The 13,817-nt window shown below is 63.1% G+C and carries 7 protein-coding genes; 5 read left to right on the top strand and 2 right to left on the bottom strand.

Annotated features, from left to right (window positions below):
- Nucleotides 1–118 precede the first annotated feature (118 nt).
- Complete coding sequence (gene glnE / locus HU764_RS27225) at nucleotides 119–3,052, bottom strand: bifunctional [glutamate--ammonia ligase]-adenylyl-L-tyrosine phosphorylase/[glutamate--ammonia-ligase] adenylyltransferase (protein ID WP_186681280.1); 2,934 nt, start codon at nucleotides 3,050–3,052, stop codon at nucleotides 119–121.
- A gap of 383 nt (nucleotides 3,053–3,435) precedes the next feature.
- Between glnE and aceE the strand changes: the two genes are divergently transcribed.
- The 5 genes from aceE to HU764_RS27200 all read left to right on the top strand — a co-directional run bounded on the left by aceE (nucleotide 3,436) and on the right by HU764_RS27200 (nucleotide 12,254).
- Nucleotides 3,436–6,081 carry a pyruvate dehydrogenase (acetyl-transferring), homodimeric type gene (gene aceE, locus HU764_RS27220; RefSeq protein WP_027594324.1) on the top strand — a complete coding sequence of 882 codons (2,646 nt, stop codon included), beginning with the start codon at nucleotides 3,436–3,438 and terminating at the stop codon, nucleotides 6,079–6,081.
- 13 nt (nucleotides 6,082–6,094) lie between these two features.
- A complete protein-coding gene (aceF, locus tag HU764_RS27215; RefSeq protein WP_027594323.1) occupies nucleotides 6,095–7,741 on the top strand; it encodes a dihydrolipoyllysine-residue acetyltransferase in 1,647 nt (548 codons plus the stop codon).
- A 361-nt stretch (nucleotides 7,742–8,102) separates the two neighbouring features.
- Entirely contained in the window at nucleotides 8,103–10,793 is a 2,691-nt protein-coding gene (locus tag HU764_RS27210) for a putative bifunctional diguanylate cyclase/phosphodiesterase (protein ID WP_186703168.1), read from the top strand.
- A gap of 165 nt (nucleotides 10,794–10,958) precedes the next feature.
- On the top strand, nucleotides 10,959–11,627 hold the full coding sequence (gene msrA / locus HU764_RS27205; protein WP_085274042.1) for a peptide-methionine (S)-S-oxide reductase MsrA: 669 nt from the start codon (nucleotides 10,959–10,961) through the stop codon (nucleotides 11,625–11,627).
- A 3-nt stretch (nucleotides 11,628–11,630) separates the two neighbouring features.
- Nucleotides 11,631–12,254, top strand: a complete 624-nt coding sequence (locus HU764_RS27200) for a glutathione S-transferase (RefSeq protein ID WP_186703167.1) — start codon at nucleotides 11,631–11,633, stop codon at nucleotides 12,252–12,254.
- A gap of 219 nt (nucleotides 12,255–12,473) precedes the next feature.
- Here the strand turns inward: HU764_RS27200 and creD are convergent, their stop codons facing one another.
- Nucleotides 12,474–13,802, bottom strand: a complete 1,329-nt coding sequence (creD, locus tag HU764_RS27195; RefSeq protein ID WP_186703166.1) for a cell envelope integrity protein CreD — start codon at nucleotides 13,800–13,802, stop codon at nucleotides 12,474–12,476.
- Between the last annotated feature and the right edge of the window lie 15 nt (nucleotides 13,803–13,817).

The following is a 13,817-nucleotide window of genomic DNA, read 5'->3' as shown; positions in this document are numbered from 1 at the left end:
CCTCTTTATATTCAGGCTATGTGGCGGACAGTGTAACACCGGTGGTGGGGCATGGACCTTTGGGGCTGCTTTGCAGCCCTTCGCGGCACAAGGCCGCTCCTACAGGGCCCCAGCGGTATCAAGTCAAACCCAGCTCGCCCCAGATCCGCCGCACCTCGCGGCGTTCATCGGCAAACTGCGCCGCATCGATCACCCCGGCCTGCTTCTGCAGGGCCTGGCGGTGCGAGGCAGAACGGAACGCCTTGTACACTTCACGCAACAGCACCGCGTCACTGGCCGGCATCAAACCTGCCTGCTCCAGCTCTTCCAGAATGCGGATGTTATCGGTCCATCGGAGTATGGCCGGGTGGTCGTGAGACCAGGCCAAAGCCGCGTATTGCACCATAAATTCGATATCGACGATACCGCCGGCATCCTGCTTGATATCGAAGGGTACACCGGCCTCGAAGGCATTGGCTGCGGTGCCGGCAGCCGTGGCCTTGGTGCCGAGATTGCCGCGCATCTTGGCGCGCATCTCACTGACTTCGGTGCGCAACGTTTCAAGGTCACGGGGTTGGCCCAGGACGTTGGCGCGCACGCCTTCGAACGCCGCGCCCACCTGTTTGCAGCCGACCAGCACACGCGCACGCACCAAGGCCTGGTGCTCCCAGGTCCAGGCCTCATTCTGTTGATAGCGCTCGAAGGCACCCAGCGAGCTGACCAACAGCCCCGAAGCGCCGGACGGGCGCAGGCGCATGTCCACGTCATACAGCTGGCCAGAGTTGGTCTGGGTGGTCAGCAAGTGGATGATGCGCTGGCCCAGGCGGGTAAAGAACTGCGCGCTGTCGATCGGCTTGGCGCCATCGGTTTCGGCCTGGGGGTCGCCATCGTGAATGAACACCAGGTCCAGGTCCGAGCCATGGCCCAGTTCAAGCCCACCGACCTTGCCATAACCAATGATGATGAAGCCCGGGTCGCACAGGCTGCCGTCGCTGCGCTTGGGCTGGCCGTGGCGGGCTACGGTCTGGCGCCAGGCCAGGGCCAGCACCTGGTCGAGGATGGCTTCGGCCAGCCAGGTCAGGTAATCGCTGACTTTCATCAACGGCAGGTTGCCACTGATTTCCGAGGCCGCCACACGCAGGCTGTGGGCCAGCTTGAAGTGGCGCAGCGCCTCCATCTGCTGTTCCAGGTCGTCTTCGGGGATGCGCGTTAAACGCTCGCGCAGTTCGCTGGCCAGCTCCGGCGCCAGTGGCGGGCTGAACAGCCGGCCTTCGTTGAGCAGCTCGTCGAGCAGCAACGGGTAGCGGGCAATCTGCTCGGCGATCCAGGGGCTGGCCGCGCACAGGGTCAACAGGCGGCGCAAGGCACCCGGGTTTTCGGTGAGCAGCACCAAGTAGGCCGACCGCCGCGCAACCGCTTCGACCAGCGGCAGCACGCGTTCAAGCACCAGGTCAGGGTCTTGGTGCTCCACGGCCTGGGCCAGGAGCCTTGGAATAAAGGCGTCCAAACGTTCGCGCCCAATGCGCTGCATGGAGCGCAATTGCGGGCTGCCCCGCAACCCGGCGAGGCGACGCAATGCATCGGCGGGTTGTTTGAACCCAGCTTCTTCAAGCTGACGACAGGCGGCGTCTTCATCCTGCGCCTGCTCCCACAGCGGCGACCATTCGCCACCGACCACCAGTTCGCCCTCGCCGTCCTCATCATCCGGGTCGGCGATCACTTGGCGGAAGTGCCAATCGACCCGGCCGCGCCAGTACATCAATTGGTCATGGAAGCCCTGCCAGTCGGCGAAGCCGAGGATGTAGGCGACCCGCGCCTGGTCAATTTCGTTGTCCGGCAGCATCTGCGTCTGGCGGTCGGCGATGGCCTGGATAGCGTGCTCGGTATAACGCAGGAATTCGTAGCCTTCGCGCAACTCGGCCACCACCGCAGGTGGCAGGTAACCTTGCCCTTCGAGGGTCGCCAGCACCTTGAGCAAGGGCCGTTGCTGCAGGCTCAGGTCTCGCCCGCCATGAATCAGCTGGAAGGCCTGGGCGATGAACTCCACCTCGCGGATGCCGCCAGCACCCAGCTTGATGTTCTCGGACATGCCCTTGCGCCGTACCTCCTGCTGGATCAGCTGCTTCATGGTGCGCAGGGCTTCGATGGCCGAGAAGTCCAGGTAACGGCGGTAGACGAACGGGCGCAGCATCTCTTGCAACTGAGCGCCTGCCGCCTGGTCACCGGCCACCACCCGCGCCTTGATCATGGCGTAGCGTTCCCAGTCGCGGCCTTGGTCCTGGTAGTACTGCTCCAGGGCATTGAAGCTCAGCACCAGCGAACCGGCCGAACCGTATGGGCGCAGGCGCATGTCGACGCGGAACACGAAACCGTCGACGGTGACCGGGTCCAGGGCCTTGATCAGGCGCTGACCCAGGCGGGTGAAGAACTCCTGGTTGTCCAGCGAGCGCTTGACCCCTTCAGTCTCGCCGCCCTCGGGGAAGGCGAAGATCAGGTCGATGTCCGACGACAGGTTCAGCTCCACCGCCCCCAGCTTGCCCATGCCCAGCACCACCATGTGCTGCGCCAGGCCGCTGCGGTGGCCGATGGGCGTGCCGAACTGCTGGCAATGGCGTGGGTACAGCCATTGATACGCTTCGTCGATGGCGGCGTCGGCAAGGTCGGACAGGTCACGGCAGGTTTCGCCCAGCTCGGCCTGGCGCGTAATGTCGCGCCAGATGATGCGCAACTGCTGGCGATTGCGCTCGCGCCGCAGGTTACGCGCCAGCTCGTCTTCGCTTTGCGCTGCCTGGGCCACCGCCCCGATCTGCCCGCGCAACTCGCCGGGCGCATAGCGGCGGTCCAGTTCACCACTGGCCATCAGGGCGAGCAGCATGGCCGGTTCGCGCTGGGCCAGGCCAAGGACGAAGTCGCTGGCGGCAGCAACTTGGTCAAACTGTTGCCGATGGGCCGGGCTGCAACCGTTCAGGTCGAGTTCGGGGTGGCCAGCCACAGCTTCGCTGAGGAACTGCTGATTACGAGCGACCAGCGGTTGCAGGGTGGCGGGCAGATCGAGCGGCAAAGGCAGGCGCATGGACTATCCTTGATCGGCGTGAAAGAGAGGGGTAAAGGCGGCCAAATGGAAGGCGGACCACGGTTGGACTGTCATACAAAAGTTGGAAATAGCTGAAAAAAAGCAATCACTGGCAAAAAACATCAAGAATCACCCGTTCGCGACACATCGCCAACCAACATGAACGTTTTTCCCCACAAGCCGGGGTGCGACCAAAAGCCGCATTTGTGTAGTTTTACTACTACCCCGACTGTCTAAAAGCATGAAATGCGAATGCATTTGTAGTAAAACTACACGGCGCCGGATCACACTCCGGTAATCCAAGAATTCACGACGTCTGCCCATAAGGCCAGTCGCAAACTCAGGCAATCGATTCTGGTTGCCTTTCCGCCCTGGAGCAAGCCATGCAAGACCTCGATCCAATCGAAACCCAGGAATGGCTGGATGCCCTGGAGTCGGTCCTCGACAAAGAAGGCGAAGACCGCGCTCATTACCTGATGACCCGTATGGGCGAGCTGGCCACCCGCAGTGGCTCCCAGCTGCCGTATGCGATCACCACGCCATACCGCAACACCATCCCTGTCACCCACGAAGCACGCATGCCTGGCGACCTGTTCATGGAACGCCGCATTCGCTCGTTGGTGCGTTGGAACGCGCTGGCCATGGTGATGCGCACCAACCTGAAGGACTCGGACCTGGGCGGCCACATCTCCAGCTTCGCCTCCAGTGCCACCCTGTACGACATCGGCTTCAACTACTTCTTCCAGGCCCCGACCGAAGAACACGGCGGCGACCTGGTGTTCTTCCAGGGCCACGCTTCGCCAGGCGTTTACGCCCGTGCCTTCATGGAAGGCCGCATCAGCGAAGACCAGATGAACAACTTCCGTCAGGAAGTGGACGGCAACGGCCTGTCTTCGTACCCGCACCCATGGCTGATGCCTGACTTCTGGCAGTTCCCGACCGTTTCTATGGGTCTGGGCCCGATCCAGGCGATCTACCAAGCGCGCTTCATGAAGTACCTGGAAGCCCGTGGCTTCATCCCGGCCGGCAAGCAGAAGGTCTGGTGCTTCATGGGCGACGGCGAGTGCGACGAGCCGGAATCCCTGGGCGCAATCGCCCTGGCTGGCCGCGAGAAGCTGGACAACCTGATCTTCGTCATCAACTGCAACCTGCAGCGCCTCGACGGCCCGGTTCGCGGCAACGGCAAGATCATCCAGGAACTCGAAGGCGTATTCCGTGGCGGTGGCTGGAACGTCAACAAAGTCGTCTGGGGCCGCTTCTGGGACCCACTGCTGGCCAAGGACACCAATGGTGCCCTGCAGCGCCGCATGGACGAAGTCATCGACGGCGAGTACCAGAACTACAAAGCCAAAGACGGCGCGTACGTGCGTGAGAACTTCTTCAACACCCCAGAGCTCAAGGCCATGGTCGAAGACCTGTCCGACGAAGAGATCTGGAAGCTCAACCGTGGCGGCCACGACCCGTACAAGGTCTACGCGGCTTATCACCAGGCGGTGAACCACAAAGAGCAGCCGACTGTCATCCTGGCCAAGACCATCAAGGGTTACGGCACCGGTGCAGGCGAAGCCAAGAACACCGCGCACAACACCAAGAAGGTCGACGTCGACAGCCTGCGTCACTTCCGTGACCGCTTCGACATCCCGGTCAAGGATGCCGACCTTGAGAACCTGCCGTTCTTCAAGCCGGAAGAAGGTTCTGCCGAAGCCAAGTACCTGGCCGAGCGCCGCGCTGCCCTGGGTGGCTTCGTGCCGCAACGTCGCGCCAAGAGCTTCAGCGTGCCGACCCCATCCCTGGAAACGCTGAAAGCGATACTGGACGGCTCGGGCGACCGCGAAATCTCCACCACCATGGCCTTCGTGCGCATCCTGGCGCAACTGGTCAAGGACAAGGAAATCGGCCAGCGCATCGTCCCGATCATCCCGGACGAAGCCCGTACCTTCGGTATGGAAGGCATGTTCCGCCAGCTGGGCATCTACTCGTCCGTCGGCCAACTCTACGAGCCAGTCGATAAAGACCAGGTGATGTTCTACCGCGAAGACAAGAAGGGCCAGATTCTCGAGGAAGGCATCAACGAAGCCGGCGCCATGTCGTCGTTCATCGCTGCCGGTACCTCGTACAGCTGCCACAACCAGCCAATGCTGCCGTTCTACATCTTCTACTCGATGTTCGGCTTCCAGCGTATCGGCGACCTGGCCTGGGCCGCTGGCGACAGCCGCACCCGTGGCTTCCTGATCGGCGGTACCGCCGGCCGTACCACCCTCAACGGTGAAGGCCTGCAGCACGAAGACGGTCACAGCCACATGATGGCGGGCACCATCCCGAACTGCCGCACCTACGATCCGACCTACGGCTACGAGCTGGCGGTGATCATCCAGGACGGCATGAAGAAGATGACCGAAGAGCAACAGGACATCTTCTACTACATCACCGTGATGAACGAATCCTACCAGCAGCCAGCCATGCCGGCCGGTGTCGAGGAAGGCATCATCAAGGGTATGTACCTGCTCGAAGAAGACACCCGCGAAGCCGCGCACCACGTTCAGCTGATGGGCTCCGGCACCATCCTGCGCGAAGTCCGCGAAGCAGCGAAGATCCTGCGTGAAGAGTTCAACGTCGGTGCCGACGTGTGGAGCGTCACCAGCTTCAACGAACTGCGTCGCGACGGCCTGGCCGTGGAACGCGCCAACCGCCTCAAGCCTGGCCAGAAGCCTCAGCTGACTTACGTCGAAGAGTGCCTGAACGGTCGCAAAGGCCCGGTCATCGCCTCCACCGACTACATGAAGCTGTTCGCCGAACAGATTCGCCAGTGGGTGCCGAGCAAAGAGTTCAAAGTCCTGGGTACCGACGGTTACGGTCGCAGCGACAGCCGCAAGAAGCTGCGTCACTTCTTCGAAGTTGACCGCCACTTCGTGGTGCTGGCTGCCCTGGAAGCCTTGGCTGACCGTGGCGAGATCGAACCGAAAGTGGTGGCTGACGCTATCGTCAAGTTCGGCATCGATCCGGACAAGCGCAACCCACTGGACTGCTGAGGAGTATTTTTAAGTGAGCGAACTCATTCGCGTACCTGACATCGGCAGCGGTGAAGGTGAAATCATCGAGCTGTTCGTCAAGGTCGGTGACCGTATCGAGGCTGACCAGAGCCTGCTGACCCTGGAGTCCGACAAGGCCTCCATGGAGATCCCGGCCCCTAAGGCCGGCGTGATCAAAGAGCTGAAGGTCAAGCTGGGCGATCGCCTGAAAGAAGGCGACGAGCTGCTGGTGCTGGAAGCCGAGGGCGCTGCGGCGTCCGAGGCGCCAGCCGCCGCACCTGCCCCTGCCGCTGCGCCGGCCGCCGCTGAAAAGCCGGCCGCCGAAGCCGCGCCTGCGCCTGCTGCAGCCCCGGCTGCCGCCAGCGTGCAAGACATCCACGTGCCGGACATCGGCTCGTCGGGCAAGGCCAAGATCATCGAAGTGCTGGTCAAGGTCGGCGACACCGTCGAAGCCGACCAGTCGCTGATCACTCTGGAGTCCGACAAGGCCTCCATGGAGATCCCATCGCCTGCTGCTGGCGTGGTCGAAGAAGTGCTGTGCAAGCTGGAAGATGAAGTCGGCACTGGCGACCTGATCTTCAAGCTGAAGGTTGCTGGCGCAGCGCCGGCTGCCGCACCGGCTCCGGCCGCTGCTGCACCGGCCAAGGCTGAGGCTGAGGCTGCGCCTGCTGCCGCACCTGCCGCTGCCGCCCCGGCTGCTGCCCCTGCTCCGGTCGCTACCGCGCCGGCTGCTGGCAACAACGCCAAGGTTCACGCTGGCCCAGCCGTTCGTCAGCTGGCCCGTGAATTCGGTGTCGAGCTGGGCGCTGTCGCGGCCACCGGCCCGCATGGCCGCATCCTGAAAGAAGACGTGCAGGTTTACGTCAAAGCGATGATGCAGAAGGCCAAGGAAGCCCCGGCAGCCGCCGGCGCCACCGGCGGCGCTGGCATCCCGCCAATCCCTGCCGTGGACTTCAGCAAGTTCGGTGAAGTGGAAGAAGTGGCCCTGACCCGCCTGATGCAGGTCGGTGCCGCCAACCTGCACCGCAGCTGGCTGAACGTGCCGCACGTGACTCAGTTCGACTCCGCCGACATCACCGAGCTGGAAGCCTTCCGCGTTGCGCAGAAGGCCGTGGCCGAGAAGGCTGGCGTCAAGCTGACCGTGCTGCCACTGTTGCTCAAGGCCAGCGCATTCCTGCTCAAGGAAATGCCGGACTTCAACAGCTCGCTGGCGCCAAGCGGCAAAGCGATCATCCGCAAGAAATACGTGAACATCGGCTTTGCCGTGGACACCCCGGATGGCCTGCTGGTCCCTGTGATCAAGAACGTCGACCAGAAGAGCCTGCTGCAACTGGCTGCCGAAGCCGCTGCACTGGCCGAGAAAGCGCGCACCAAAAAGCTGTCGGCCGACGACATGCAAGGCGCCTGCTTCACCATCTCCAGCCTCGGCCACATTGGCGGCACCGGCTTCACGCCGATCGTCAACGCGCCTGAGGTGGCGATCCTGGGCGTTTCGAAGGCAACCATGCAGCCAGTCTGGGATGGCAAAGCCTTCCAGCCGAAGCTGATGCTGCCGCTGTCGCTGTCCTACGATCACCGTGTGATCAACGGCGCTGCCGCCGCGCGCTTCACCAAGCGCCTGGGCGACGTGCTGGCGGATATCCGCACCCTGCTGCTGTAAAGCGGCACGCTGCCCCTCGCAAGAGGGGCAGTACCCTTTTCGAGCTGCCACGCTCGTACCTCAACCCCGTCATTTGGCGGGGCTTTTTTTTGCCTGCAGCTCACACCGCACCCGTTTATTTCTAGGAGCAGCCTTGTGCTGCGAAAGGGCCGGTACCACCGCCAATATTTCCAGCGTTTGGCAGGGCCTCTTCGCAGCACAAGGCTGCTCCTACAAGGGGCGCGCCTATAGTTTGTGGTACCTCTGCCGATAACCCGTACACAGCATCACGCATGGCCGCTTGCCAGCCTTCGGGACATGATGCAACCTTGCCAGATACGCCGCCGACCAGGCCGTGTTTCCCTCTTCAAGCGAGTCTTCGATGAAAAGCCAACCCGATGCCGCCAGCCGTGTGGCGGCCGAGGTCGTCACGCAGCTACCCGTGCCCTCGCGGCTCGGCATGCTGCGCTTCGAAAGGCTCAACGAAGCCACCTGGGCCATGCTCTACCTCGACCCCACCTGCGAACGCCAGTTCGGCCTGCAGGCGGGCGAGCTGTGCGCCTTGGTCGATTCGCCCTATGCCAGCCTGATGGAGCCTGAAGCCCGTTACAGGCTGCACGACGAAATCCAGTCGCAGCTTGCCCGCCGTGGCTACTACCGCGTGCGCTACACCCTGCATGCCCCTGGCGCGTCACTGCGCCTGCTGGAGGCCGGGGAAGCCTACAGGCAACACAACCGGCAACTGCTGCGCGGCTACCTGAGCGTACTCGACGACCCGCCCGCAGACGCCGCCGACCCCGACGCCAGTGAGCTGGAGTCGCGCAACAACCGCCTGCAACTGGCCCTGCAGCTCAACCAGCGCGCCCAGCAAGAACAGCTTGAACACCTGGAGCGTGTGCGTGGCCAGCAAGACCTGATCCTGCGCCTGGCCCGCCAGCGTTACAGCGCAGAGAACTCGCTGCTCGAAGCCGCCGAACTGATCACCCAGAGCGCCTGCGAAATCTACAAGGTCGACAGCGCCAGCATCTGGCATCTGGAAGACCAGCGCCTGGAGCCGATCAGTGCCTGGTACCGCCACGAGCAGGAGCATCGTCTGCCCGAAGCCATCGATGCCAGCCACTTTCCCGACTACCTCGACGCCCTGCACGCCAGCCGCGCCATCGACGCCCACAACGCCAACCACGACCCGCGCACCCGCGCCCTGACCCAGAGCCTGCGCCCCGACAACAAAGCCATGCTCGATGCCAGCGTGCGCGTCGATGGCCAGGTAATCGGGGTGTTGTGCCTGGAGCAGAGCGGCCAGCCGCGGGCCTGGCAGTCCGATGAAATCGCCTTTGCCGGTGAGCTGGCCGACCAGTTCGCCCAGGTCATCACCAACCACAACCGACGCACTGCGGCCAGCGCCCTGCACCTGTTCCAGCGCGCCGTGGAACAAAGCGCGAGTGCCTTTTTGCTGGTCAACCGCGACGGCGTGGTGGAATACGTCAACCCAAGCTTCACGGCGATCACCCAGTACAGCACCGATGAAGTGCAGGGGCGCCAACTGGCCGAGCTGCCAGCCCTGGAAAACCTCAGCGAGTTGCTGTTCGATTCGCCGTCGAGCCTGGCCATGGGCAACAGCTGGCAAGGCGAATTCAAGAGCCGGCGCAAAAACCTCGAGCCCTACTGGGGCCAACTGTCGATATCCAAGGTGTATGGCGACAACCGTGAGCTGACCCACTACATCGGCATCTACGAAGACGTCACCCAGACCAAGCTGGCCCAACAGCGCATCGAGCGCCTGGCCTACACCGACAACCTGACCAACCTGGGCAACCGCCCGGCGTTCATCCGCAGCCTCGACGAGCGCTTTGCCCGTAACAGCGAGAGCTCGATGTGCCTGCTGCTGGTGGACATCGACAACTTCAAGCGCATCAACGACAGCCTCGGCCACCAGACCGGCGACAAGCTGTTGGTGAGCCTGGCTCGCCGCCTGCGCAACAGCCTCAGCGCCGGTGGCATCCTGGCGCGTTTCGCCAGCAACGAGTTCGCTGTGCTGCTCGACGACACCCGCCTGGAAGACGGCCAGGACGTCGCCCAGCAGTTGCTGCACACCCTCGACAAGCCGATGTTCGTCGACAACCAGCTGATCAACGTCACCGCCTCGGTGGGCCTTGCCTGTGCGCCGCTGCATGGCATCGACCCGGCGAGCCTGATGAAAAACGCAGGCCTGGCGCTGCACAAGGCCAAGGCCAACGGCAAGCACCAGGTGCAGGTGTTCACCGAAGTGCTCAATGCCGAGGCCAGTTACAAGCTGTTCGTCGAGAACAACCTGCGCCGCGCCCTGACCCAGAACGAACTGGAAGTGTTCTACCAGCCCAAGCTGTGCCTGCGCAGCGGCCGCCTGCTGGGGTTGGAAGCACTGCTGCGCTGGAACCACCCCGAGCGCGGCATGATCCGCCCGGACCAGTTCATCAGCGTGGCCGAGGAAACCGGCCTGATCATCCCCATCGGCAAGTGGGTGGTGCGCCAGTCGTGCCGCATGAGCCAGCAACTGCGCGAGGCCGGCCTGGGCAACTTGCACGTGGCCATCAACCTGTCGCCCAAGCAATTCTCCGACCCGGACCTAGTAGCCTCGATCAGTTCGATCCTCAAGGAAGAAGCGCTGCCCTCGCACCTGCTGGAGCTGGAGCTGACCGAAGGCCTGCTGCTGGAAGCGACCGAAGACACCCACCGCCAGCTCGACGAGCTCAAGGCCCTGGGCCTGACCCTGGCAATGGACGATTTCGGCACGGGCTATTCGTCGTTGAGCTATTTGAAGAAGTTTCCGATCGACATCATCAAGATCGACCGCAGCTTCATCAACGAAATCCCGGATAACCAGGACGACATGGAAATCACCTCGGCGGTGGTGGCCATGGCCCACAACCTCAAGCTCAAGGTGGTTGCCGAAGGGATCGAGACCCCGGCGCAGCTGGCGTTCCTGCGCAGGCACCGGTGCGACGTGGGCCAGGGGTACCTGTTCGATCGGCCGATTCCGGGGCGTGAGCTGGCCGAGCGACTGAAGCGCTATCCGCGCGGTCCAATGGCCTGACAGCAGCGTTAACCTCGGGCACTATAGAGTCCATTCGGGCCCCTTCGCGGGGCAAGCCCGCTCCCACAGGGTTATACAACTTTGTAACCTGTGCTGTACCTGTGAGAGCGGGCTTGCCCCGCGAAGAGGCCAGCACCTATCTACCTGACATACAGAGGAACGGTCATGGTCCTGCGTTCGGAAATCCTGGTGAACAAAAACGTCATGCCAACCGCGGAGCAGGCCCTGCCTGGCCGTGAAACGCCAATGTCGCTGCCCGAGTTCCACTATGTGTTCGAAGGCACCCCGCTGCTGGGCCCCTTCTTCGAAGGTGCCATCGACTTCGCCATCTTCGGCCTGGGCTGCTTCTGGGGCGCCGAGCGCCGCTTCTGGCAACGTGAAGGCGTGGTCAGCACGGTGGTCGGCTATGCCGGCGGCTTCACCCCCAACCCCACGTACGAAGAAGTCTGTTCCGGCCTGACCGGCCACACCGAAGTGGTGCTGGTGGTGTTCGACAAGGACAAGGTCAGCTACCGCGAGCTGCTGGCCATGTTCTGGGAACTGCACAACCCAACCCAGGGCATGCGCCAGGGCAACGACGTCGGCACCCAGTACCGCTCGGCCATCTACTGCACCTCGCCGCAGCAGCTCGAAGAAGCCAAGGCCAGCCGCGATGCCTTCCAGGCCGAGCTGAACAAGGCCGGTTTCGGTGAGATCACCACCGAGATCGACCAGGCCCCGACCGTGTACTTCGCCGAGGCCTACCACCAGCAGTACCTGGCCAAGAACCCGGACGGCTACTGCGGTATTGGCGGTACCGGTGTGTGCCTGCCACCCAGCCTGCAGGGCAACTGAACCATGGCCACGATGACCCTGTTCCACTCGCCGCTGTCGCCCTTCGTGCGCAAGGTCATGGTGGTGCTGCACGAGACCGGCCAGCTTGACCGCGTCACCCTGCAGCCGGTGAACATCAGCCCCGTGAGTGGTGATGACCAGCTCAACCAGGGCAACCCGATCGGCAAGATCCCGGCCCTGCGCCTGGACGACGGCACGGTGCTGCACGACAGCCGGGTGATTTGCGAGTACCTCGACCTGCAGCACGTCGGCCTGCCCTTGCTGCCGCGTGAGGGCTCGGCGCGCTGGCGGCGCATGACCTTGGCGTCGCAGGCCGATGCGATCATGGATGCGGCGGTGTCGAGCCGCTATGAGAGCTTCCTGCGGCCTGAGGACAAGCGCTGGGATGGCTGGCTCGAGGCGCTGGGCGACAAGATCCGCCGCAGCCTGGCCAACCTGGAACAGGAACATCTGGCGGAGCTGATCTCGGGCTTTGATCTGGCTGCGATTGGCGTGGCCTGTGCGCTGGGTTATCTGGATTTGCGTCAGCCTGATTTTGGTTGGCGTGAGCGCCAGCCTGGGCTGGCGGCGTGGTATGCCGAGGTGATCAAGCGGCCGTCGATGGTTGCCACATCTCCGGTGGCCTGACGGGCCTCTTCGCGGGGCAAGCCCGCTCCCACAAATCCATCCCTGGACTGCCCCCAAGGGTTGGATTGGTGTCCAAATTCTTGGGGGCAGTCCATCCCTGTGGGAGCGGGCTTGCCCCGCGAATGGGCTGCACCGCAGCCCCAAGGCTTCACCTCGGAATCACAGGAAACAACTCCCCAATCCTGCGCGCCAACCACCGCCCAAGCTCTCTGTCCTCCCTCATGCCGCCCTCCCCACCCGCGCCCAGTCCAGCCGCCGGGTCAGCACCATGAACACGCCCAACAAACCAAAGCACAGCAACGACCCCATCAACAGCGCGTAGTCCTCGGCGCTGAGCAGCCCATAAAGCATCCCGTACAACGCCGCTAACCCCGCCGCAAACCCAACCCCACGCCCCAGGCTGCGCAGCACGTGGCTCAGGTAGAAGCCAATCAGCAACACACAGGCTGAAGCCGACAGCCCATACGCCGGGCCAAAGCCGATGTGTTCGGACATCGACAGCAACAGCAGGTAGAAAAACGCCAAGGCCACACCCACCAGGATGTACTGCACCGGGTGCACGCTGAGGTTCTTCAGCACCTCGAACAGGAAGAAGCCGGCAAAGGTCAGGGCAATGAACAGCAGCGCGTATTTGATCGCCCGCTCGCTCTTCAGGTACTGATCAACCGGGTCGACAAAGCTGACGCCAAAGGTGCGCTCGCTGAAATCCTCACAATGCCCGGCCGTGGCGCACTGGCGCAGGGCATCTTCAAGGTTGGTGGCGAAGAACGACGTCTGCCAATGGGCAGTGAAGCCTTGGGCATCGATGTCGCGACGGCTGGGCAGGTAACTGCCGATGAAGCTTGGGTGCGGCCAGTTGGCGCGCATATCGACACTGCTGGTACGGCCAACCGGCAACACCTGCAACTGGCCAGTGCCTTGCAGCGCCAGGTCGAAGCCGTAGCTGAGCTCCCGCGCTTGCAGGCCATCCAGCCCTGGCACGCTGGCATGCACGCCACCGCGCATCCAGTCGAGCCCGGTCCCCGCTTCAAAGGGCAACTTGCGCTCGTCGAGCGTCAGCTCCAGGCCATTCTCGATGCCACGAATGTCGCTGATGCCCACCACCAAAAAGGGCTTGTCGAACCGGTAGTCTTCAAAATCCTTGTCGATGCCCCAGCGTTCGGGGAGCTTGAAGCGGCCAGTGATACGGCCCTTGGCGTGAAACAGCCGCGCCTGGTAGATGCCGCGTGAGCGCAGCTCGGTGTCGACACCCAAGTCGGCGTCGAAGGTTTCCGGCAGGAAGTACAGGTGGCCGGCGATGCTGCTGGTCTCCTGGATACGCTCGCCGTCCTTGTCGATCCAGCGGCGTTGGTACTTGCGGTAAGGCACCACCAGCACCGGGCCACTGAGCTGCTGGTCGAAACTGGCGCTGTGGGCGATGTCACGCACCACACTGTCACGCAGGGTCTGGCGCTCGTCGATGAGGCCGTTGATCATCAGCAGCGGGATCAGCAACAGCACCATCAGCAGGGCAATCATGCCGAGCTTGAATCCAAGGGTCTTGTTCATAGGGCCTCCTTTGGC

This window comes from Pseudomonas kermanshahensis, from assembly GCF_014269205.2.
Taxonomy (GTDB): domain Bacteria; phylum Pseudomonadota; class Gammaproteobacteria; order Pseudomonadales; family Pseudomonadaceae; genus Aquipseudomonas; species Aquipseudomonas kermanshahensis.
This window is presented reverse-complemented; position numbering and strand designations above follow the sequence as displayed.

Coding starts and splice junctions, on each gene's coding strand:
- aceE (WP_027594324.1), top strand. CDS start 3,436: ATGCAAGACCTCGATCCAATCGAAACCCAGGAATGGCTGGATGCCCTG.
- glnE (WP_186681280.1), bottom strand. CDS start 3,052: ATGCGCCTGCCTTTGCCGCTCGATCTGCCCGCCACCCTGCAACCGCTG.
- HU764_RS27200 (WP_186703167.1), top strand. CDS start 11,631: ATGGCCACGATGACCCTGTTCCACTCGCCGCTGTCGCCCTTCGTGCGC.
- creD (WP_186703166.1), bottom strand. CDS start 13,802: ATGAACAAGACCCTTGGATTCAAGCTCGGCATGATTGCCCTGCTGATG.
- HU764_RS27210 (WP_186703168.1), top strand. CDS start 8,103: ATGAAAAGCCAACCCGATGCCGCCAGCCGTGTGGCGGCCGAGGTCGTC.
- msrA (WP_085274042.1), top strand. CDS start 10,959: ATGGTCCTGCGTTCGGAAATCCTGGTGAACAAAAACGTCATGCCAACC.